Annotated in this window: 22 protein-coding genes and 1 pseudogene; 11 read left to right on the forward strand and 12 right to left on the reverse strand. The window is 40.3% G+C overall.

The genetic code is table 11. The features are described from left to right. Positions 1-299: 299 nt before the first annotated feature. Positions 300-1,390: pseudogene (locus tag G0029_RS15965) on the forward strand (IS4-like element ISAba33 family transposase). 244 nt (positions 1,391-1,634) lie between these two features. Here the strand turns inward: G0029_RS15965 and G0029_RS15970 are convergent. Continuing rightward, on the reverse strand, positions 1,635-1,907 hold the full coding sequence (locus tag G0029_RS15970; RefSeq protein ID WP_111886092.1) for a hypothetical protein: 273 nt from the start codon (positions 1,905-1,907) through the stop codon (positions 1,635-1,637). A gap of 225 nt (positions 1,908-2,132) precedes the next feature. Here G0029_RS15970 and G0029_RS15975 point away from each other — a divergent pair, with 225 nt between their 5' ends. Beyond that, entirely contained in the window at positions 2,133-2,774 is a 642-nt protein-coding gene (locus G0029_RS15975) for a YczE/YyaS/YitT family protein (protein WP_180027342.1), read from the forward strand. 497 nt (positions 2,775-3,271) lie between these two features. Here the strand turns inward: G0029_RS15975 and tyrS are convergent, their stop codons facing one another. Continuing rightward, entirely contained in the window at positions 3,272-4,504 is a 1,233-nt protein-coding gene (tyrS, locus tag G0029_RS15980) for a tyrosine--tRNA ligase (RefSeq protein WP_171262600.1), read from the reverse strand. Between the two features lie 63 nt (positions 4,505-4,567). Here tyrS and G0029_RS15985 point away from each other — a divergent pair, with 63 nt between their 5' ends. Next, complete coding sequence (locus G0029_RS15985; RefSeq protein ID WP_180027343.1) at positions 4,568-5,695, forward strand: anhydro-N-acetylmuramic acid kinase; 1,128 nt, start codon at positions 4,568-4,570, stop codon at positions 5,693-5,695. Between the two features lie 98 nt (positions 5,696-5,793). Here the strand turns inward: G0029_RS15985 and G0029_RS15990 are convergent, their stop codons facing one another. From G0029_RS15990 to G0029_RS16005, 4 genes are all read right to left on the reverse strand, one after another. Beyond that, a complete protein-coding gene (locus tag G0029_RS15990; protein ID WP_180027344.1) occupies positions 5,794-7,080 on the reverse strand; it encodes a lytic murein transglycosylase in 1,287 nt (428 codons plus the stop codon). Between the two features lie 731 nt (positions 7,081-7,811). Then, positions 7,812-8,933, reverse strand: coding sequence for a 5-(carboxyamino)imidazole ribonucleotide synthase (locus G0029_RS15995; RefSeq protein WP_168379845.1), 1,122 nt, complete (start codon positions 8,931-8,933; stop codon positions 7,812-7,814). Positions 8,934-8,949: 16 nt separating this feature from the next. Continuing rightward, positions 8,950-9,462, reverse strand: coding sequence for a 5-(carboxyamino)imidazole ribonucleotide mutase (purE, locus tag G0029_RS16000; RefSeq protein ID WP_180027345.1), 513 nt, complete (start codon positions 9,460-9,462; stop codon positions 8,950-8,952). A 113-nt stretch (positions 9,463-9,575) separates the two neighbouring features. Further along, positions 9,576-10,637, reverse strand: a complete 1,062-nt coding sequence (locus G0029_RS16005) for an RNA-guided endonuclease InsQ/TnpB family protein (protein WP_194087874.1) — start codon at positions 10,635-10,637, stop codon at positions 9,576-9,578. 235 nt (positions 10,638-10,872) lie between these two features. Here G0029_RS16005 and G0029_RS16010 point away from each other — a divergent pair, with 235 nt between their 5' ends. After that, on the forward strand, positions 10,873-11,169 hold the full coding sequence (locus tag G0029_RS16010) for a hypothetical protein (protein WP_227591842.1): 297 nt from the start codon (positions 10,873-10,875) through the stop codon (positions 11,167-11,169). Continuing rightward, positions 11,166-11,306 carry a hypothetical protein gene (locus G0029_RS18335; protein ID WP_227591843.1) on the forward strand — a complete coding sequence of 47 codons (141 nt, stop codon included), beginning with the start codon at positions 11,166-11,168 and terminating at the stop codon, positions 11,304-11,306. The genes G0029_RS16010 and G0029_RS18335 overlap by 4 nt, the downstream gene beginning before the upstream one ends. Before the next feature lie 25 nt (positions 11,307-11,331). On the opposite strand, the gene G0029_RS16015 is transcribed toward G0029_RS18335, so the two are convergent. Then, entirely contained in the window at positions 11,332-11,670 is a 339-nt protein-coding gene (locus G0029_RS16015; RefSeq protein WP_078189529.1) for a DMT family protein, read from the reverse strand. A gap of 274 nt (positions 11,671-11,944) precedes the next feature. On the opposite strand from G0029_RS16015, the gene mpl reads away from it, so the two are divergent. Continuing rightward, positions 11,945-13,309: a UDP-N-acetylmuramate:L-alanyl-gamma-D-glutamyl-meso-diaminopimelate ligase gene (mpl, locus tag G0029_RS16020; protein ID WP_180095147.1), complete on the forward strand. Its 1,365-nt coding sequence runs from the start codon at positions 11,945-11,947 to the stop codon at positions 13,307-13,309. A gap of 60 nt (positions 13,310-13,369) precedes the next feature. On the opposite strand, the gene G0029_RS16025 is transcribed toward mpl, so the two are convergent. From G0029_RS16025 to G0029_RS16035, 3 genes are all read right to left on the reverse strand, one after another. After that, positions 13,370-13,840 (reverse strand): BLUF domain-containing protein, encoded by a 471-nt coding sequence (locus G0029_RS16025; protein ID WP_180064149.1) that lies wholly within the window; start codon positions 13,838-13,840, stop codon positions 13,370-13,372. 601 nt (positions 13,841-14,441) lie between these two features. Next, positions 14,442-14,726 carry a GNAT family N-acetyltransferase gene (locus tag G0029_RS16030; protein WP_265088146.1) on the reverse strand — a complete coding sequence of 95 codons (285 nt, stop codon included), beginning with the start codon at positions 14,724-14,726 and terminating at the stop codon, positions 14,442-14,444. A 343-nt stretch (positions 14,727-15,069) separates the two neighbouring features. Further along, positions 15,070-15,351 carry a GNAT family N-acetyltransferase gene (locus G0029_RS16035; RefSeq protein WP_078194462.1) on the reverse strand — a complete coding sequence of 94 codons (282 nt, stop codon included), beginning with the start codon at positions 15,349-15,351 and terminating at the stop codon, positions 15,070-15,072. Between the two features lie 156 nt (positions 15,352-15,507). Between G0029_RS16035 and G0029_RS16040 the strand changes: the two genes are divergently transcribed. Further along, a complete protein-coding gene (locus tag G0029_RS16040) occupies positions 15,508-16,701 on the forward strand; it encodes a sugar transporter (RefSeq protein ID WP_180110251.1) in 1,194 nt (397 codons plus the stop codon). A 302-nt stretch (positions 16,702-17,003) separates the two neighbouring features. Continuing rightward, positions 17,004-17,969: a TerC family protein gene (locus G0029_RS16045; RefSeq protein ID WP_180095140.1), complete on the forward strand. Its 966-nt coding sequence runs from the start codon at positions 17,004-17,006 to the stop codon at positions 17,967-17,969. Positions 17,970-18,034: 65 nt separating this feature from the next. On the opposite strand, the gene G0029_RS16050 is transcribed toward G0029_RS16045, so the two are convergent. Beyond that, on the reverse strand, positions 18,035-18,625 hold the full coding sequence (locus G0029_RS16050) for a nucleotidyltransferase family protein (RefSeq protein ID WP_180110250.1): 591 nt from the start codon (positions 18,623-18,625) through the stop codon (positions 18,035-18,037). 254 nt (positions 18,626-18,879) lie between these two features. On the opposite strand from G0029_RS16050, the gene guaD reads away from it, so the two are divergent. The 3 genes from guaD to G0029_RS16065 all read left to right on the forward strand — a co-directional run bounded on the left by guaD (position 18,880) and on the right by G0029_RS16065 (position 21,387). Further along, the gene (gene guaD / locus G0029_RS16055) at positions 18,880-20,196 is read left to right on the forward strand and encodes a guanine deaminase (protein ID WP_180109496.1); all 1,317 of its coding nucleotides are present in this window, start codon (positions 18,880-18,882) and stop codon (positions 20,194-20,196) included. Positions 20,197-20,421: 225 nt separating this feature from the next. Further along, positions 20,422-20,949: a hypoxanthine phosphoribosyltransferase gene (hpt, locus tag G0029_RS16060; protein ID WP_078194457.1), complete on the forward strand. Its 528-nt coding sequence runs from the start codon at positions 20,422-20,424 to the stop codon at positions 20,947-20,949. Positions 20,950-21,129: 180 nt separating this feature from the next. Then, positions 21,130-21,387, forward strand: coding sequence for a GlsB/YeaQ/YmgE family stress response membrane protein (locus G0029_RS16065; protein ID WP_180027157.1), 258 nt, complete (start codon positions 21,130-21,132; stop codon positions 21,385-21,387). An 81-nt stretch (positions 21,388-21,468) separates the two neighbouring features. On the opposite strand, the gene G0029_RS16070 is transcribed toward G0029_RS16065, so the two are convergent. Then, positions 21,469-22,167 carry a DsbC family protein gene (locus G0029_RS16070; RefSeq protein WP_180110255.1) on the reverse strand — a complete coding sequence of 233 codons (699 nt, stop codon included), beginning with the start codon at positions 22,165-22,167 and terminating at the stop codon, positions 21,469-21,471. Between the last annotated feature and the right edge of the window lie 79 nt (positions 22,168-22,246).

Below are 22,246 nucleotides of genomic sequence, written 5' to 3' on the forward strand. Positions count from 1 at the left end.
TATGAAAAATGTATGAAATGGGAAGCAATCCCCTCATTATATTTTGTAATCAAAAATAGACGTATGATGGCTATTTTTAATACACATTTGTCTTTTTATTAAAATTGAATATGATCTAAATAATTGATGTTAATGTTTATTGTTGAGTAATTGCTCTATTGTTGTTTTCACTATGCCGTATGCTAAATTTCTTTAAAAATAGGCTTTTTATTTATCATTAAAAAATATCTTTGTACACGACAAAAAAAGATAACTCATTGAAATAATCGCATAATACTTGTTTTCTGACGACGAATATGATGACACATTTCAATGAGTTACATCTCATCTTAAACAAATATCTAAAGTGGAACAAGTCACATGCAAAATGTTTTACACTGATTATGCTTGCATTAATTGTAAAACAGACATGTAATCTTTCTTCTGCATCTAAAGCCTTACCCATCAAGTGCTTACCACAATCATTTTACCGACGTATACAACGCTTCTTTGCAGATCAGTATTTCGATTATCGTCAAATTTCTCAGTTAATTTTCAATATATTTTCATTCGATAAAGTCCAATTAACTTTGGATAGAACTAATTGGAAATGGGGAAAACGAGATATTAATATCTTGATGTTAGCCATCGTCTATCGTGGAATAGCGATACCTATTGTTTGGACATTGCTCAATAAACGTGGAAATTCAGATACAAAAGAGCGTATTGCTTTGATTCAACGCTTTATCTCCATTTTTGGTAAAGATCGTATTGTGAATGTGTTTGCAAACAGAGAATTTATCGGTGAGAAATGGTTTACATAGTTAATTGAAAATGACATTAACTTCTGTATACGTGTTAAAAAAACTTTATTTTGACCAATCACTTAGCCAAGAATCATAAAATTAGTGATTTATTTCGTCATCTTCAAGTTGGTCAAACTGAATGTCGTAAACGACGTATTTGGGTTGGTCGAGTGAAACTGTATATTAGTGCGCTACGATTAGAAGATGGAGAACTTTTACTTGTTGTTTCTCCTATGTTTAATGCTTCTGCTATTCGTGATTATGCATTACGCTGGGAAATCGAAACGTTATTTAGTTGTCTCAAAGGACGTGGATTCAATCTTGAAAATACTCGTTTAACAGACCCTAGACGAGTCAAGAAATTGATAGCAGTGCTAGCTATCGGTTTCTGTTGGTGCTATTTAACAGGTGAATGGCAACATGATCGGAAAAAAGCGATAAAAATAAAGAAGCATGGACGACTTTCAGTAAGTTTATTTCGCTACGGTTTGGACTATGTTCAAATGGCTATTCTACGTTTGATTGGTTTTGGAAAAAAAGAAGAATTTAAGAAAGTGCTAGCAATTTTAAGAAAGAAAAAGCCTGATAGGACAAGGATCCTATGAAATTTGTCGTGTACAGAGGCATTTTTTATAAATTTTTAGCAAATAGTCGATATTTAATTAAGTAAATTTCTTATATCTAGCAAATCTTTTTCAGCGCTTTTAAATCTAATAAAAGTAGCTTTGATTATTTATTGATCATTAGTCTACTTTTCTTCCTCAAAGCACATCATTTTTTTCTGTCATCACACCTATTCAAGCTTTATAGACATTTTTTTGCGTGCATTTTTATATTTCCAAGCATTTTTTAACGTTCAAATGCTAAATGTTGCATGACTTCCAAGATGACTTGTTGCTTTCCACGGAAATCCTCGGCAGAAAATAGCAGCTTGGCACGTCGAGGGAGTTGTTCTCGTACCAATGCAAATAGTTGGTACTGTGCTGCGATATCCAAATCATGTAATTGTTGCTGCGCCTCACAAAATAATGCTCGCTTATACTGTGTGGTTTGGTGATCAAATAAATATCTCAAGATTCGATCAATCTGTTCATCATGATTATCGGTATTGTAATACGCCATGTTGTTGCTCTTTTTTGATTTTTGACCATTGTTCCATAAGGCCTGTTTTTGCAAAAATCATTTTAATTACATGCTTAGTCATTTTTGCTGATAAAAATACAGCCTATTTTATTTGAATAATCACTATTAACGATCACAGTCATAAAAAGCCACTATTTTTGGGCTTTAGACGCATAGAGCGCAGGCTGCGTTTTACGTACACTCTTTTTATTTTTTAGGTGCAGGATGCCAACACAGTTTTTTCCACGCTTATTCTTACTATTAAGCGGATTAGGATTATTGGCTTTTGGTGTCGTACTCTCTATACATTCAAATTTAGGGACATCCCCTATTTCCTCGGTGCCCTACAGCTTTAGCTATATCTTTCCACTCACCGTCGGCACATTAACGGTATTAATGCACATCGTCATGATACTGTTGCAAATGCTGATCTTAAAATCACGCTTTCAGTGGATACAGTGGTTGCAATTACCTGTGGGAATCTTATTTGGTGCATTTATTGACGGTTTAATGTGGCTGACCCAAGGCTGGAGCATAGAAAGTTACCCACTTCAAATCTTGGCCTGCTTGGCAAGTTGCCTGATTACCGCTTTAGGTGTGAGCTTAGTGGTCAAAGCCAGTCTAGTCCTCTTGGCCGCAGAAGGCCTCTATCAAGCCATTGCTGTTCGTTATCGCCTTGATTTTGGCAACTGTAAAACCTATGGCGACATCCTCTTGGTCAGTATTGCAGTTATCAGTAGCGGGCTAGTCTTACATCAAGTCATCGGAGTCCGTGAAGGCACCATTATTACCGCACTTTTAGTCGGGACTTTAGTCAAGCGGATCTTACCTAAATTAAGCTTCATTCAATTTGGCTCTAAGCCCTAAAACAAAACTCCATGAACATCGGTCTTAGTAGAGAGACATTTTAAAGCTCGATTGAATCGGGCTTTTTTTCTGGCGCGATTAAAATCTTTAATACAGAAATGAGTGTGATTTTTGAAAGGAATAGCTCAATTTTACAAATAAAAAAGGGAAAGATCTCTCCCAAAATCTTTCCCTTAGAATTGAATCTTTAGTCGATCCATCGTGTAGTTATTATAGTTATTTGTTAACTCACTAAAAAAAGAGTCCCTTGGGGAAGAGACTTATAAAAAGTGGAGTTATCGTTATGTACCCTCTAGATGGTATATATATATCTCTAGATGAATAAATCTTATACATAAAATTCAAGAAATGCAACACATTTGGCAAAATTTAAGTGTTGTTTTTATAAGGTTTTTTTTGAATTTGCTTATTTATATTATTAATATATTAATTGGTAAAAAAAAGCAGACCTAAGCCTGCTTTTAATTCAATAACTTAACTAAAAATTCAAGAATTTATTAGTCGGTAAAAGTTACTTTTGCGATCGCTTTTTTGCTCGCTTGGATGATCAAAGTTTTGTTTTCTGACACAGCATAACCTGCATCAACCACTTCCCAATCCACTTTCACTGCACCACGACCAATCGCATCTTTTGCTTGAGCAGCATTTTTAGTCAAACCCGCTTCACGCAAAATAGAAGTAATGAAAATCTCACCACCAAATGCGCCACGAGAAATAGTCACTTCTGGTGTACCTTCTGGAAGTTCACCTTCAGTAATCAAGTTACCTGCGCCTTTGTGCGCATTTGCCGCAGCTTCTGCGCCATGGAAACGCTCAACCAATTCAAGTGCAAGAATTTTCTTCACTTCTTGTGGGTTACGACCTTCAGCCACTTCTTTGAGCAACTGTTGAATTTCTTCAATCGATTTAAAGCTCAATAAGTCAAAGTAACGTTCGATCAAATCATCTGGCATTGACAGCACTTTTTGGTACATCGCACCCGGTGCATCAAATACAGCAATATAGTTACCCAAAGATTTAGACATTTTATTTACGCCGTCTAAACCTTCAAGAATTGGCACAGTAATGCACACTTGAGACTCTTGGTCATAACGGCTTTGTAATGTACGACCCATCAGCAAGTTAAAGGTTTGGTCTGTACCACCCAACTCTACATCCGCTTCTAGCGCAACTGAGTCATAACCTTGCACCAATGGATATAAAAACTCGTGAATCGCAATCGGTTGATGGCTGTTATAACGTTTAGTGAAGTCATCACGTTCCAACATACGTGCCACAGTTTGCTGTGAAGCCAACTGAATCAAGTCAGCAGCAGTTTTTTGACCAAACCACTCTGAGTTGAACACAACTTTAGTTTTCGCAGGGTCAAGAATCTTAAACACTTGTTCTTGATAAGTTTTCGCATTTTCTAAAACTTTTTCACGTGACAACGGTGGACGTGTAGCGCTCTTACCCGTTGGGTCACCGATCATGGCTGTATAGTCACCAATCAGGAAGTAAACTTCATGACCTAAATCTTGGAAAACTTTTAATTTATTAATCAGAACCGTATGACCTAAATGTAAATCAGGTGCAGTCGGGTCAAAACCCGCTTTAATTTTTAATGGGCGATTCTGCTTTAATTTCTTAAGAAGATCTTCTTCAGAAATAATCTCATGTGTGCCTCGTTGGATGAGGGCAAGTTGTTCTTCAGCCGGCAGGAAATTTGACATCACAAAATCCAAATAGATCAGTTATACAATTTGTGCGATATACTAACACTTTTTCAGCACATTGCAGGCTTAAGAATCATCATGACAGCGATCTACATTGGGGTAATGACCGGCACAAGCATGGATGGTGTCGATATTGTTGCTGCTTCTTTTGATCCTTTAGAGATTCATGCGACGCTCACACTTCCCTTTGACCCAGACCTTCGTGATGAACTGATGGCCCTCACCTTGCCTGATGATAACGAAATTGATCGCATGGGTAAGGCAGACGTTGCTTTAGCTCAAATGATCGGTCAGGGCATCAATGAATTGATCGAGAAAAATAAGCTAGATCGTAGTCAAATCAAGGCGATTGGCTCACATGGACAAACCATCCGCCACCGTCCTGAACATGGTTTTACCCTGCAAATTGGCGACCCCAATATTATTACCGAACTCACTAAAATCCCTGTGATTTCAGACTTTCGCCGCCGCGATATGGCTGCGGGTGGTCAAGGCGCACCTTTAGTTCCTGCGTTCCATCAAGCGCTTTTCCAACATGACACCATTCACCGTGTGATTTTAAATTTGGGTGGCATTGCCAATGTCAGCATGTTACCTGCGGGTAAACCTGAAGATGTCTATGGCTTTGATACAGGCCCTGCCAACATTTTAATGGATGCTTGGTGCGAACGTTATACTGGTCAGCCGTATGATGAAAATGGCAACTGGGCGGCTTATGGTCAGCCTATTCGCAGCCTGCTCGACCGCTTACAAGCGCATGAGTTTTTCTCTAAGGAACCGCCAAAAAGTACAGGTCGTGAAGACTTCAATCTAGAATGGTTAGATGAACAGATTCTCGATTGGCGTGGAGATCTCGAATATGACGAACTCGAAGATACGCCAGAAAACATTCAAGCAACCTTAATGAAACTCACCACACGTGCCATTAAAAAAGCCATTTATCGTTCTGATATGGATACTGGTGAAGTCTATGTCTGTGGTGGTGGTGCATACAATTCGCACCTTTTAGAGCAACTGCGTTGGCGTCTACGTAAACATGAATGGACGGTGCAAAGTACCGCAGATTTAGGCTTAAGCCCAACTTGGGTGGAAGCGACAGCCTTTGCATGGTTAGCGATGCGCTTTGTCAATCAGCTCAGTGCAAATTTACCAAGTGTGACGGGTGCTGCTGGCTATCGTATCTTAGGTACAATCACTGCGGTTTAAGAGTCAAAAACATATAAAAAAGGTCTGCAATTGCAGACCTTTTTTATATAGACAAGCTTTTATATAGATTGACTACTATATAAAAGCATAGCTCAAACTTAATTCATCATTGCCTTGGCATGTTCATTACGGAAAGCCCGTAAAATCTGCTGTCCTGCCCGACCTGTTGGGCTTAAACCCAGTCGATTTTGCTCTTGTCGTATGGCTTGACGGGTTTTATCTCCAATTAATCCATCCACTTTACCAATGTCATAGCCACGGTTGAGTAAAAATTGTTGAATCTCACGTCGTTCCGCACGTGAAGTGCCAGGATCATCGGTTGGCCATGTCGTACTAAAGCCGCCCTTGCCTTGCAAGCGATCGGATAAATGCGCAATCGCTAATGCATAACTCTCTGCCGCATTGTAGCTATAGATTGCATCGAAATTTTTAAACACCAAGAACACAGGCCCACTTGCCCCAGCCGGTGCCATTAAACCTGCTTGGCTCGATCCAGAAAGGTTGCCTTGAATTAACGGCGTGCCATCGGCACGCTGCAAACCACGATTCATCCAGCTATCTAATGACTTTTTATTACGGCGACTTTCACCACTGATCGACATACCTTCGGGAATTTTTACTTCAAAGCCCCACGGCTGACCAGTTTGCCAACCACGCTTTTTCAGGAAGTTGGCTGTAGACGCCAAAGCATCTGTGGTGCTCGACACCAAATCACGGCGGCCATCACCATCAAAATCCACGGCCAGTTCTTCATAAGTACTCGGCATAAATTGGGTATGACCAAATGCACCTGCCCACGAACCTTTCAATTGTGATTCATTTAAATCACCACGCTGCAAAATCCGCATGGCTGCAAAAAACTCACCACGGAAATAGCTTTGGCGGCGCCCTTCACAACTTAAAGTGCCCAATGACTGCAATAAAGGATAGCTGCCCGCAATATCACCAAAATTACTCTCCACACCCCAAACCGCAACCACGGTTTCAGCAGGCACACCATAAGCCGCCGTGACACGGTTTAAAACCTCACGATGCTGCGCCAATTTCTGCCGACCCAGTTGTACACGCTCTTCATCCACCAGTCCTGACAAATAGTCCCAAATCGGTGTTGAAAACTCAGGCTGATAGTTGAGCTTTTCAATCACAGAATAATCTGGTGTTAAATTTTGTGTATAGCGATCATAAGTGGACGCACTCACACCAGCATTCATTGCTTGCGAGCGCAAATTAGCTAAGCAGCCTTGAAAGTTATTTTGTGGTGAAATGCTGCTCGTTGCAGGCATGCTCGACGCATTGACAGACTGACCATTAATAATCAACTCGGCATTTGCCTGAGTTATTGCCAAAAAAGCAGTCCCGAAAACAAATCCTAAGTGATGCTTCATACCCTTGATCTTTTTTTGAATTTAAATTGTTGCTTTAACAATAGCAGCTCAAAGCAAAAGTTAAAGGTTCAAAACGTAAATTTAAATTCATAATTTCTACTTATTTAAATTCATTTTTGAAATTTGAATTCAAAAGCAGTTATCCACAACCCAGTTTTAAATTCACTACAAACCAAACAGCGGTTTAAATTTAAATTCAAAACTTTTAAATTTAAAAATAAACTGCATGTAGAAAAAGTTATCCACAAATTCAAAATAGCGTGATAATTCATTTTTATTTTTAATAATCAAAATATTATAGATTTTAAAAGCACTTTCTACAGATCCAATAAGTCTGATCAACTTTTAAATTCAAATTTTTTAAATTTAAACACAGCGAAATGAATTCATTTTTTGAAATTTAAATTCATAAACTTTGAATTCATTGTTTTTGGCATAGGATTTTTTGAATTCAAATTCATAGTTTAAATTTAAAAACACAGTTTGAATTCAAAACGCATTGGTTATTTTTGATTTTGATTCACATACATCGCAGGCCATTGATACAGAAAAAACCATACGAAGATTAGCGCAGAATATTTATAAACGAACGAACACTTTATGATCAATAGTTTCTTATCGTTTCACCGATAAACGGTGTGATTTTGCAAAGAGGCGCAATGATGCCCGAACTACAGCAATAAAAAAAGCGGCCATGTGCATGACCGCTTTTTTATCATTCAAACTCAGGTTTAAATGGTCATATCTTCGCTAAGTGCCAATGGATTCGGCAAAATTTTCGCCAAAGCACGACATAAAGCTGTTAATTCAGCGGTATCGTTCGGCATTAAAGTGATGTGACCAATTTTGCGACCTTCACGCTCTGTTTTGTTATACAGATGCAAATGCGCGCCATTCAGTGCCAATACATCTTCAGATTTCGGATGTTGACCAATGATGTTTACCATGACCGTTGGACGAACAACTTCAGTCGAACCCAAAGGTAGACCTGCTACAGCACGAATGTGGTTTTCAAACTGTGAACACACTGCGCCTTCAATCGACCAATGCCCAGAGTTATGCACACGTGGCGCCATCTCATTGGCATATAAGCCTTTATCTGTCACAAACAGCTCTAGCGTCAAAACACCGACATAATTCAAATGATTGAGCAGGCGAGTAATGTAGTCTTGCGCAACTGGTTGTAAGTCTGCGCTGTTTGGCGCAGGCACAATCGAATGCGACAAAATGCCGTTGTGGTGGTGGTTTTCCGCCAATGGCCATGTTTTCACATCACCGTCTTGACCACGCACCGCAATAATTGAGACTTCACGTGAGAAGGTTACAAAGCTTTCCGCAATCAATTCACCAGCAGGGCCCAGTTCAGCCCATGCTTGATCCATTTGCTCAGCGCTACGTAGCACGAATTGGCCTTTACCATCATAACCGCCACGCGATGTTTTCAGTACGATGGGTAAACCCAGCTCAGCAACAGCGGCTTCCAAACTCTCTAAAGACGTCACAGCCTTATAGGGTGCAACTGGAATAGCTAATTCATCAAACAAGGCTTTTTCAGACAAACGATGCTGTGCAATCGCTAAAGCTTGACGCGGCGGGTGCAGTGCTTTGTTCTTGGTCAACACATCAACATCTGCTAACGGGGTATTTTCAAACTCTAAGCTGAAAACATCTGCACTCTGAATGAAATCTTGCAAGCCATTTTCAGCTTGGGTCGAAATCACTGGACCTAGGGCTGCAGAAGGGCAGTCGGTACTCGCTTCAAAGAAGGTGCATTGAATGTTTAAAGGTAATGCCGCTTGCGCCATCATACGACCAAGCTGGCCACCACCAAAAATACCAATGGTTTTATCCATGAGAAATGCCCCTTAATTAAGCTTGACCCGGAATATTTTTACTCGCCACTTTATCGGTTTGCGCAGCGCGGAAATCTGCAACATTTTTTGCGATATCAGGACGCGTTAAACCTAAAATTTGTGCCGCCATGATCGCTGCATTGGTTGCACCCGCTGGGCCAATCGCCAAAGTACCAACTGCAATACCTGCTGGCATTTGCACGATAGACAGCAATGAATCCACGCCGTTTAAAATCGATGATTTTACCGGTACACCAAGTACAGGCAGGTCAGTCTTCGCTGCGCACATGCCTGGCAAATGTGCAGCACCGCCAGCACCGGCAATAATCACTTGAATACCACGATCACGTGCGGTTTCGGCATATTCGAATAATCGATCTGGAGTTCGGTGTGCAGATACTACTTCCGCTTCAAATGGGACGCCAAGCTGTTTGAGCATATTGGCAGTGTTTTCTAGCGTTGCCCAATCCGATTGAGAACCCATGATAATTCCAACGAGAGGAGTGTCTTGTGAAGCGGCCGCATTCATTGCAATGTTTCCAGAGATTAAAGTAAGAGAGAGTAAATCTCGACTAGAGCCAAGCTTTAATAAGAGCCCCGTATTATAGACTGAAAATTCATCTCATTGACATCCTCCCCCCCTTAAAAGAGGGTGATTCCTACAGCTAGACGCTTATGCCCAAGCGCAAGAATGTTTAGAGCTGAGTTTATATCTCGATCATGAGCTGTACCACAGCTCATGCACTCCCATTCTCTTATTCCAAGATCTGTCTTACCTTTTGGACTACTTGAGGTGATCTCACCGCAGCACGAACAGATTTGGGTGGTATAGGCTTCTTGGACTTCTTCAAACAATACGCCTGCGTTCTCGCATTTATACTTGAGCATTGTTTTTAGTGCAGAAAATCCTGTATCCAAAACAGATTTTGCCATTTTGGTTTTTACTAATTTTTTAGCACTCAAGTCACCTACAATAATCAATGCATTTTCATTCACAAGCTTGGTGCTTGCTTTATGCAAATGATCTTTTCGACTATTTGCAATCTTGGCGTGTAATGCACGAACACGCTTCTTATTCCTGGCTCTCTGAGCAATACCTAATTTCTGCTCATATTTTCGATAGAATTTTGGATTTGAAATTACAGTGCCATCAGAACAGGTGGCAATATCTTTTAAGCCTAGATCAATACCAATCGCTTTGGTTGCTGTCGATTTATCTTGCTTAGGCGATTCAACAACAAGACATACATACCAACGCCCACGGCTATCCTCTACAAATGAACCTGTTTTTAACGTGTATTTGCTTAAACCGTAGCTATCCCAAAGCTTAAATTGGTGTTTTCCATACTGGACATATCCATTGGCATATTTGATAGCCACCTTTTTAAAGGGAACCCATCCCAAAGAGCGCCTTGCTGATTTTTTATTGCTGACACGCCATTTCAGCTTTGCCTTTTTAAATTGCTTTCTTCGGGTGACTAATTCTTCAGTTACAGCCTGAATGGTTTGACTATGTAAATTACATTCTTTGGATGTGCCTTTCATATATTTGGCAATATCAAAAGCAGAGAGAAATTCACCTTTCCGCTTCAAATGCCTAAACCCTAAATCATTGACATAATTCCAGACGAAGTTCACTTCTGATGCTAGTTGGTCTAACACCTTGCAATGTTTGTCTTTTATACGTAATTTAAGGGTTTTCATGTACTTATATTAACAATCAAAACTCAAGGAAAATAGTCCTTAGTTAAATCAAACGACACTTCAGGTCGTGTCGCTTATATCTCTGACCTGAAGGACAGAGTTTTACGCTCCATTTGATAAAATTTAACGGTTGTCTTTAAAGAGAAAACTCCATAATATTTTTATAAAATTATTTTTATTTTTTTCAATTTTATAAAAACTTTTATTAAATCAATATTTATAAGACACTTTAAAGATGAAACAGATCTTCATCCTGCTCACTTTAGCCTTAAGCTCTCAGAGTTTTGCCCAACTGGTTCAACTCAATACCAGCCAATTTGAAATAGAATTTAACCTCTTACAGAAACAAAAAGGCTATAACAGCCAGATTAAGAGTAATGGCTACATCCACGAAAAATTTTTAGTCACTGGCAAATCGATCATTGATGAACGTGAGTCGGTCAAGATGACAGGCTATTACAAAGCAGATGATGGCCGTGATAAAATGTATTCAATTTCAGAATATCGTGTAGCTATGTTTTTGCACTCATGAACTTTGAAGCAGACGGTCAAATGACTGTACTGACCAGTGAGAGTGATTATGCCTTTGACTATGAAGATCCCACTCCAAGAGACCGTGAGTTTAGTAAAGTCCTCAAAAATGCCTGCAAACACGCCTCACTTAAATGATCGGACCCATGCGGCATCGGATCAGTTAAGCACTGCGAAACACGAAATAGACACACCCAAAAAGGCATAAACCTGCCCACAAATAGTCCAATTTAAAGGGCTGTTTAAAAAGGAAAATCATAAATGGAACGAAGACCAATAGCGTCACGACTTCTTGTGTGATTTTCATTTGACCCAAAGACCACCCATGTTTGGCCAACAATCGCGTTGCTGGGATCATAAAACTATATTCGAGTAACGCGATCGCCCATCCAAATAAAATCGCTTGCCAAAGCGGCGCATCATGTAAAAACTTCAAATGCCCATACCAGGCCAAAGTCATAAAACAGTTGGAAATAATCAATAAAAACAGGGCAAGTGACATAAGCAATCAAGATCGCAAAAAATTGCGCTTATTGTACGTTTTTCATCACAATTTCGCGCCTATTTTCCGTGTTTTTATCATTAAGAAAATCACACACATTTGATCAGTTACGAGCTCAATCTTTTTGTACGATCTCATACAAAAAAATCTATCTTTTCGCTAAGACCCTTGCTATGGTTGCTCTCAAATGAAATTAACTTTTTCAACCAAATCTATAATGACAACACCACAATAACAAAGTGATGTGTCGGTAAAAGCAGTGGAGTTAGAACGAATGCATCTGCATATCTTGGGTATTTGTGGCACCTTTATGGGTTCATTGGCGCTCTTGGCGCGCGATTTAGGACATAAGGTCACGGGTTCAGACCAAAACGTTTACCCACCAATGTCTACCCAATTGGAAAATGCAGGCATTACCTTAATGCAAGGCTATGACCGTAGCCATCTTCAACCACATCCAGATCTCGTGATTGTCGGCAATGCCATGAAACGTGGTATTGATGCTGTGGAATACATGTTGAACGAAGGCCTGCCTTATATTTCTGGCCCACAGTTCCTTGCAGACCACGTCCTACAAGGCAAACATGTCTTAGGTGTTGCAGGCACACATGGTAAAACCACAACCACAACCATGCTAGCATGGGTGCTCGATCAAGCAGGTTTAAATCCAGGCTTCTTGATTGGCGGCGTACCTTTAGGCTTTAGTGAAAGTGCACGTTTAGGCGGTGGTGAATATTTCTGTGTAGAAGCCGATGAATATGATTCGGCATTTTTCGACAAACGTTCTAAGTTTGTGCATTACCATCCTAAAACAGCGATTTTAAATAACCTTGAATTTGACCATGCCGATATCTTCGAAGACTTGGCTGCGATTCAAAAGCAATTCCATCATCTAGTGCGTACTATTCCAAGTGAAGGCCGTATCATTGCGCCCATCACTGAAACAAATATTGATGAAGTCTTGGAAATGGGCTGCTGGACACCTGTAGTGCGTACATCTTTAGATGCCAATGAAAAGTCTGAACTGTACGCAGAACAACTATCGAACGATGGTTCTCACTTCAAAGTATTACAACACGGTGTGGTAAAAGGCGAAGTCAAATGGAACATGACTGGGCAACACAGCGTAGCCAATGCTTTAGCAACCATTGCTGCGGCTGAACATGTCGGTGTTTCGATTGAAGCAGCGTGTGAAGCGCTTTCGAACTTTGGCGGTGTAAAACGTCGTATGGAGCTTTTGGGTACTGTACGTGGCGTTGAAGTTTATGACGACTTTGCACATCACCCAACTGCAATTGATACCACACTGGAAGGTGCACGTAAGCGCTTGGGTGAACGTAAGCTTTGGGCGGTAATCGAGCCACGTTCTAATACCATGCGCATGGGTAGCCATAAAGATGGGCTTGCACATTCTGCACGCTTAGCAGATGAAGTGATTTGGTATCAACCTGAAGGTTTGGATTGGGATTTACAACCTGTGATTGAAGCTGCTGCGAATAAAGCTGTGGTGGCTCGTTCACTGGATGAGATCATTCAAACCATCGTAAGCGAGGCAGGCGAGGGCGATGCTGTGGTGATTATGTCGAATGGCGGTTTTGGTGGTTTACATCAGAAGTTGATCAGTGCATTAAAAGCCTAAACCCACTAGATAAAATAAAAAAAGCCCGCTGCGCGGGCTTTTTTTTTATTCACACTCAGCTTAAAAATAATGCTGATAGCCTCGGTTTTTATAGCCTAAATCCAGCTTAACCGGCTGTTCAACATTCTCTAATCTTAACAATGTCGTTAAAAACGCCTGAATTTGTTCTAGATTGAGCACGTCCGGTTGAAAGCTTGAATGTCCAAAGCGCTGAAACAAACTAGCAATTTCACTATGTCGGTTGACATATTTCATCGACCATTTTGAAAAATCGATTTGATCAATAGTTTGATCAGGATAACGCACAATATCCCGATGGCGAGTATCTTTCGCAATATGCTGAAAAAGCTGTTCGAGAGCCGCTTGCTCACCTTGCAAGCATTGGAAGAACCGGCCTTCGGCATAGTACAGCACGCCAAAAATACGCTGTTCGGTATTGAAGCTGCGGGCTCTCACCAAAATATCACTTAAATCTTGTATTAAATCAAATTGTTGTTCTACACGTGTACTGGCATAACAGAGTTGTATCATTGTGTTTATTCTTAAAGTATTTGCACGATTTTAACGTAGAAAGTTCTACAGGATGAGTAAATATTTGTATATTTTTTAATCAAATGTGCTTTTTAACTTACAACAGAAAACCAAGATCACGTATACCGATATCACCTTCATTTTTTTAAACTTATACATATTAAAACAATGAAATTATTTCCATTTGAAGATGAATAAAGAGGCCGACCATGCTTAAAAATTTACTCATTTTTTTATCGATCACTTGTGTATATTTTGCTGCCTTGATCATACTGAATAATTTTGGCGTTTCAGATTTTTTTAATGTCGTGATTTGCTCGCTTATCTTAGGAATAACACTGCGCACCGTGATTCCTCACTATCTTATTTATTTACTAATGATGATGACCATTGGCAGTATTTATTTCGTGCTGAATGATTTTGCTTTATTAAATATCATGTGTTTAAGCTTGGTTTTAGGAATATTGATCTGCTCGATTTTGTTACAATTGTGGCCACATATCGTCAAAACACCATCAACGCTATTGAAACTCAAGCTCAATTGAGCACAAAGCAGTTTTTAAATTTTCATACTGATAAAACGCCCGCATCGCGGGCTTTTTTAGGCTTGAACATCGGCAAGGGTTTTATCTCTACGAAACATCACATCAACATAAGAACAGGTTGGAATAATCTTTAAGTGTTTCTCACGAGCGAATTCCACCAAATGATCCAATAACACACGAGCAACCCCTTGCCCACGTAAGGAATCATCTACCCATGTATGATTTGCCACAATGCTGTGTTCATCACGCCATAGATAACTCATTTCTGCGAGCCGTTCACCCTCAGCATTTAATTGAAAAAATTCACCTTTTTGACCATTATCTTGATGTTGCATAGTCACTGTTTTTTCTTCCTTTTTATGAAAAAATACACCGTGTAACAAACGAGAAAGTGATTGGTACAGAACTTAAACGACCTATATTCAACTGTATGTGATAATAAATCCGTACACCTTTCACATTAATTAAAAAACAATTAAATCACATTTGCCGGATATTTTTATTATGGACCTTTATATCATCGCCATCTTTGTATTACTGATTGCTGCAGCATGCTTGGTTGTATCGCTGTATAAATCACGATCTTAATTTCATAGCTAGAGTTCAAATAAAAACAGCCTGATCGCCATACCATTAGGCTGTTTTTATTTATCCAAATGATTAATCTACCTCACGCTGTACAATTTAGCGTAGAACATCACGAATCGATTCATCCTTATCAAATACAGATTTTGCAAAAGGGCAGAGTGGAATAATTTTCACGTTCTTTTCCCGAGCAAAATTCACTGCTGCATCGAGGAGATGTCGTCCAACACCTTGGCCTCGCAAGCTATCACTGACATCGGTATGATCAATAATAAATTTATCATCGCCTGCCCATGAGTAAGTCATCTCTGCCAAACGCTCCCCATCTTGCTCAACAAAGAAAGCTCCTTTTTTTTGATCATCATCTTGTTGTACAAACATCTTAAATTTCCTCCATTTTTTTATAAATTGGCATGTAATGCAGGTCAACTCTGTTGTTTTTGTATTAATTTAAAGCGCATGCACAGGGCTTAAATCGGTTCCTGCTTGTGTATAGAGCATAGTAAAATAAGCCACTTTATTTATTTGAAGACACTCATGTCTGCCTCTCCCTCCGAAACGGCTTCTTCTGGCTCTTGGACGGCTGTGATTGCTTTGGCTTTCGCAGCATTTATTTTTAATACCACTGAATTTGTACCTGTCGCGTTGCTCAGCGATATTGGCAAAACATTTAGCTTAGCCGCGACCGATGTCGGCATCATGATTACGCTGTATGCATGGGTGGTTGCGCCGATTTCTTTGCCGATCATGTTATTGACCAAAAATATTGAACGTCGATCACTCCTGATTTGCTTATTTATGGTGTTTATTATCAGCCATGTTCTGTCGTATTTCGCATGGAGCTTTAATACTTTATTGCTCAGTCGAATTGGCATTGCTTTCTCGCATGCACTTTTTTGGTCAATTACTGCGTCGCTGGCAGTTCGTGTTGCACCGAAAGGCAAAGAATTTCAAGCCTTGGGGCTTTTAGCCACAGGCACAGCTTTGGCGATGGTTCTCGGTATTCCGTTTGGGCGTATGGTCGGAGAAGCCTATGGTTGGCGAAATACATTTGCTCTGATTGGCATTGGCGCCAGTATCGTTTGCCTGATTTTAGCCAAAACGCTGCCAATACTGCCGAGTTTGAACTCAGGTTCGCTGAGCAGCCTAAAACAGTTTATTCGCCGTCCAAGCTTAATAATGGTCTTTGCATTAACCATTATCGTCATTAGCGCGCAATTTACCGCATATAGCTATATCGAACCGTTTTCGCTCAACATTGCTGCATTCAGCTCCATGCAAACCACCACGTTGTTATTAATCTTTGGTGCAGCAGGCTTTCTAGGTTCTTATCTCTTTGGAAAATTTGGTGGGAAATATCCCAAAGTTGCGATTCCTTTAAGTACAGCCACACTGGCTTTATCGATGCTGCTGTTGCTTCCTGTTTCTTTGAGTTTTGCAGGTGTAAGTGCAGTGTGCTTATTGTGGGGCATGAGTATCATTGGATTTAGTCTCGCATTACAGTCAAAAACGCTGCTTCTCGCATCCGATGCCACCGATGTCGCCATGGCTATCTATTCAGGACTTTATAATGTTGGGATTGGCGGTGGCGCACTCTTGGGCGGCATGGTCAGCGTACATTTCGGTTTGAGTTATATTGGCGTGATCGGAGGAATCATCGCGGTGATCGGCACACTTTTAGCCTTAGCGTTGGTACACCGTGGTGATTTTAACCCTCCTGTGGCACATTAAATGAATTCGTAAATTGCTGATTGCACTTTGAACTAAAAACTGTCATGCTTTGCCGCATATTTGGACAGTGTCCAAAACAAAATTTGAACAAGGGGAGTAGCCTCCTCCAAACGTAAACCTTGTTTTACGTGTCAGAATATCGTCATTACACTTTGCAAAAAGTCGGTATCTGAGCATCGCTGCTGAAAATCATTACAGTACGATGTAGGCAAGACCTTGATCATGTTGTCTCAGGCGTTTTATTTCGTCTGGCAACTGGTCGAGGTTTTTTTATGGCTGGTTGTTAGATGTGGAGAATACACATGGAAACGATTGGCTCTTTATGGCTATATCTGGCATTTTTCGGTTTAGTCACCATCATGCTACTCATCGACTTTTTAGGCTTTAAAAATAACAAAGGCCAAGAAATCAAAGTCAAAACCGCTGCCTATTGGAGTATTGCATGGGTCTCTGTGGCTACCTTATTCGGTGGTGCATTGTGGCTCTACTTACAGCAAACCGCTGGTGTCGCTGTTGCAAACACCAAAGTCATGGAATATTTCGCTGGTTATCTGCTCGAAAAATCACTTGCAATTGATAACGTTTTTGTCTGGCTCATGATCTTTGCTGCCTTTGCCATTCCACCTGCTTTGCAGCGTAAACTGTTGCTCTACGGTGTCCTCGGCGCAATTGTACTGCGTACCATCTTTATTTTTATTGGGGCATGGTTCGTTCAAGAATTCTCTTGGGTGCTGTACTTCTTCGGTGCGTTCTTGGTGTATACCGGCTTTAAATTCCTTAAAGGCCAAGACGAAGAAGATAAAGATATCGAAGATATGGCGATTTTGAAGTGGCTACGTAAACACATGCGTATTACCCCTCAGATGCATGAAGATAAATTCTTTGTTCGTCAAAATGGTGTCTTATGGGCAACGCCGCTTTTTTTAGTATTGATCTTGGTTGAAGCATCGGACGTCATTTTTGCGGTGGACTCAATCCCAGCGATCTTTGCGGTTACCTCTGACCCGTTCATTGTATTGACGGCAAACTTAATGGCGATTTTAGGTCTACGTGCTATGTTCTTCCTCTTGTCAGGTGCTGCATCAAAAATGCATTACTTACCATATGGTCTAGGCATTATCCTGGTGTTTATTGGCGCTAAGATGCTATTGCTCGATGTTTTCCACATGCCAATTTGGATTTCACTCGGCTTTATTGTGGTGACCTTAACCATCACCGCGTGGTTATCGATCCGACACAGTAAGAAGTACCATCAAACCACGTTATAAAACGCTTAGATAAATAAAAGCCTTCTTTCGAGAAGGCTTTTTTTATTCTGTAACAAAGCCATCAGCTAAGCTTCAGGCGTCATCAAGAGTTTGAGTTTCGGCCAGCGTTGTAAAAATTTTTTCGCTTCTATACGTTGCAAAAAAGTCGCTCGACTAACTAAGGTTGAATTCCAACGCAGTTTTAATTCAAATAAATCAGCTAGTCCAAATGGTGCCACGATTTCTACTTGATCAAGCTCATTTAAACGGACTGCAACAGCCGTTGCAGTTTCAACCCACAAAGAAAGGGCATGCTCAATCGACTTGAGCGCCTGTATCGGCTCACCATTTTCCAAGCGATACCACTGGTGTACTGTCGCTTGGTTGGTAACATCCCAATGAATGTGAGGAAAATTCAACTGCATCTGTTGTTGGATCTTGTGACCCTGTGTTCCATCATCATTTTCAGCATAATAAATCACATCCACTTCTGTGCCTTCCAGTACATAGAGTTGTTGATGTCGCTGTGACCAAATCAAATTACGAACCACGCCTGCGGCCAAATAAGCCTGTGTATCTATGGCATACAGGGCATGTAAAATCTGCATGATGCCTTGATGCTGAAGCAGGTTATGCTTTAATTGGTCTGAATAGCTCATGTTCACTAAAGGGTTCATTATCGTTTTTTAAAGGGCGCTCTTGAGATCAATATAGCAAGCGTTGCGACTCATGGTCTTTATTCATTCATCGATGTAATGTATACAGCTCAATGCTTTTGTATTATTCAAATCAAATACAATGAACAAAAAAACAGAATCACTTATAAACAACTGTTCTATTTTTTAGAACACATTTTCACAAATACTCTAACGGTATTTTGAACCAAATTGGGCTACAATCAACCGAAAAAATTCTAAACTGCAGGTATGTCATGTCTTCTGTTATCGCATCTACAGCGATCCGTGGTCGCTTTCTAGATATTCAGAATACAGTTGCCCAAGCACGTGAAATTCACGACCAAGTGCGCTATTTCGAAGATGGTTTGCTAATTACGCAAGCCGGAAAAATTCAATGGTTCGGTCCATGGTCTGAGGGCCAACACCATCTCCCAGATCAGGTTGAAGTACAGCATTATCCTGATCAATTGATTGTTCCGGGTTTCATCGATACCCATATTCATTATCCACAAACGGAAATGATGGGGGCTTATGGTGAACAGCTATTGGAATGGCTCGATACCTATACCTTTCCAACTGAAATCCAATTTGAAGATCCGGCTTATGCAGAGCAAATTGCACAGTTCTTTGTAAACGAGTTACTCAAAAACGGAACTACAACAGCTCTTGTTTTTTGTACCGTTCATCCACAATCGGTCGATGCTTTATTTAAAGCTGCAGAACAGCATCAGATGCGCTTAATTGCCGGTAAGGTCATGATGGATCGACATGCCCCTGAAGCATTATGTGACACTGCAGAGAGTGGCTATAACGACTCCAAAGCACTCATCAAAAAGTGGCATGGCAAGGGCCGTAACCTGTATGCCATCACGCCTCGCTTTGCCCCAACCTCAACGCCTGAACAATTGGCACGGGCAGGGGAGCTAAAAGCCGAGTATCCTGATGTCTATGTACATACGCATTTAAGTGAAAATAAAAATGAAATCGCGTGGGTCAAATCATTATTCCCTGAGCAAAACGGCTATTTGGACGTTTATCATCATTATGGTCTGACCGGATCACGTTCCGTGTTTGCGCACTGCGTGCATTTGGAAGATGCCGAGTGGGAGTGTATGCATCAGACCAACTCTGCAATCGCGTTTTGTCCAACCTCGAACTTGTTCCTAGGCAGTGGTTTATTTCCATTAAAGAAAACATGGGAAAAACAGGTGAAAGTCGGCTTAGGCACAGACATTGGCGCAGGCACCTCATTTAACCAACTACAAACCATCAATGAAGCCTACAAAGTTCAACAACTTCAAGGCGATAAACTGTCCGCATTTGAAGCGCTGTACCATGCCACTTTAGGGGGAGCAAAAGCCTTAGATCTAGAGGACAAACTTGGAAACTTTGATTTGGGCAAAGAAGCAGATTTTGTGGTGCTCGATTTAAATGCCACGGCTTTACAAGCCTTACGTCAACAACGTGCCAAAAATCTGGAAGATGCTTTATTTGCCCTCATGCTGATGGGTGATGATCGTAATATCCATGCCACCTATGTGTTTGGACAATGTGCGTATGTCAAAGCATAAAACGGCTCGACCGAGACGAAAAACAGCGTTGAAAATTGGACTGATTACCGTCGCTTGTCTGTGCTTACTCAAGCGTGACAGCACTTCCAAGAAAAACTGATTACATTTTCAACGGCAAAAAAGATGCATCTGCGAGCCAGATGTATTAAAATTGGTTCATCTTTAGAGGTGTTGCAAGTCAACACCTTTTTTATTTTTTTGATTTGCTTTTTTAGGTATCTACCCATGTCTGTTCAAATGAGCGTACTGATTTCCACTGAAGAAATTCAAGCTAAAGTGAAAGAGCTTGGCGCAAAAATTGATGCACACTATGCTAACAGCGACAAAGAGTTGGTGTTAATCGGTCTTTTACGCGGTTCTGTTATTTTTATGGCTGACCTTTGCCGCGCAATTTCAAAACCGCATGAACTCGACTTCATGACCGTTTCAAGTTATGGCGGTGGGACCGTATCTACTCGTGATGTAAAAATCTTAAAAGACTTAGACGGCGACATTAAAGATAAAGATGTCTTGGTGGTTGAAGATATTATCGATTCAGGAAATACCTTAAGCAAAGTTTTAGAAATTTTACAGACGCGCAATCCAAATTCAATCGAGCTTTGTACTTTGGTTAGCAAGCCTTCACGTCGTGAGATTGAACTCGAAGTGAAATTTTTAGGTTTTGAAGTCGAAGATAAATTTATCGTAGGTTATGGTCTGGACTATGATCAAAAATATCGTCACATTCCATTTATTGGCGAAATTGGTCTCTAAGCAAGATCAGATACTTAAGAGTGGCCTAAGGCCACTTTTTTTTTACTTTTCTGGCTATTTCAGAACAAAAAAACAACAGTTTTTTGCATGTTTAGGCTGTAGCTCAGCTTAGTTTTGATTAAAGATAAAGATTGAACATGTCGTAAAAAACAAATACATGATAACAAAAGGAGAGTTACTATGTGGTCACTCATTGTTGCGATTGTTGTTGGTTTTATTGCTGGTTTAATTGCACGTGCGATCCATCCTGGAGATGACAAAGCGGGTTTCATTATGACCACCCTTCTCGGGATAGCAGGTTCCTTACTTGCGACCTATGGCGGACGTTTATTAGGTCTATATGGAGAAAATTCTGCCGCTGGATTTATCGCATCCGTTATTGGTGCGATTATCGTGTTGTTTATCTATAATCTCGTTACGAAAAAAACCCGTGTCTAGTTTTTTTTATAACGCCATTAAAATACCCGCCTATAGACGGGTATTTTTTTAATTGTACTTTATTCATCGTACAGCTTGAAATTATTTAATCTCTTTTAAAATTGATTCTAATTCAGCAGTCGGGTATGCACCTGTTAAAATCGAACCATTAGCAAACACAATTCCCGGTGTACCATTTAATTTTAAGCTTTTTGCTAATTTTAAATTTCGCTCAATCGGGTTTGCACAGCTTTTCGCTGACTTCGGTTGAATTCCCTTATTGATTAAATTATTCCAGGCCATAGCAGGGTTTGACTCACAAAAAATCTGCTTCGATGGCGCCAACGACTGTGGTTTTATCGCTGTGACAAAAGTATAAATGGTCACATCATTGAGTTTTGCCAGTTCTACTTCAAGCTTCTTACAATATGGGCAATTTGGGTCAGAAAAGATCGCGATTTGGCGCTTCCCATTCCCCCTGACTGTTTTAATCGCATCTTGTAATGGAAGTTTATTCCACTCAGTTTTTTGCTGACTGAGGATCAATTGTTTGGTCAGATTTTTTTGATCTTTTAAACGAATCATAGAACCTGCGATCACATAATCCGCATTTTCACTCAAATACAAAACTTGATCTTCAACAAAGCCACTATATATGCCCGGCATTTCGGTACTTTGAATATTCTCAATTTTTAAACCGGGGTGCTTTTCTGCCAAGAGCTTTTGAACGTGTGCCGCATCTGCCAAAGCAAAAGTCGAAAGGGTGGTACTCAACGCCAACGCACATATTTTTTTCAACATAGACCGAACTTCAACATTTAATTGATTCAGCATTCTAAGCCTTAACACGTGAAAGTCTTGGGCTTTTTTCAGTTCATTA

The organism is Acinetobacter sp. YH12138 (assembly GCF_015218525.1).
GTDB lineage: Bacteria > Pseudomonadota > Gammaproteobacteria > Pseudomonadales > Moraxellaceae > Acinetobacter > Acinetobacter amyesii.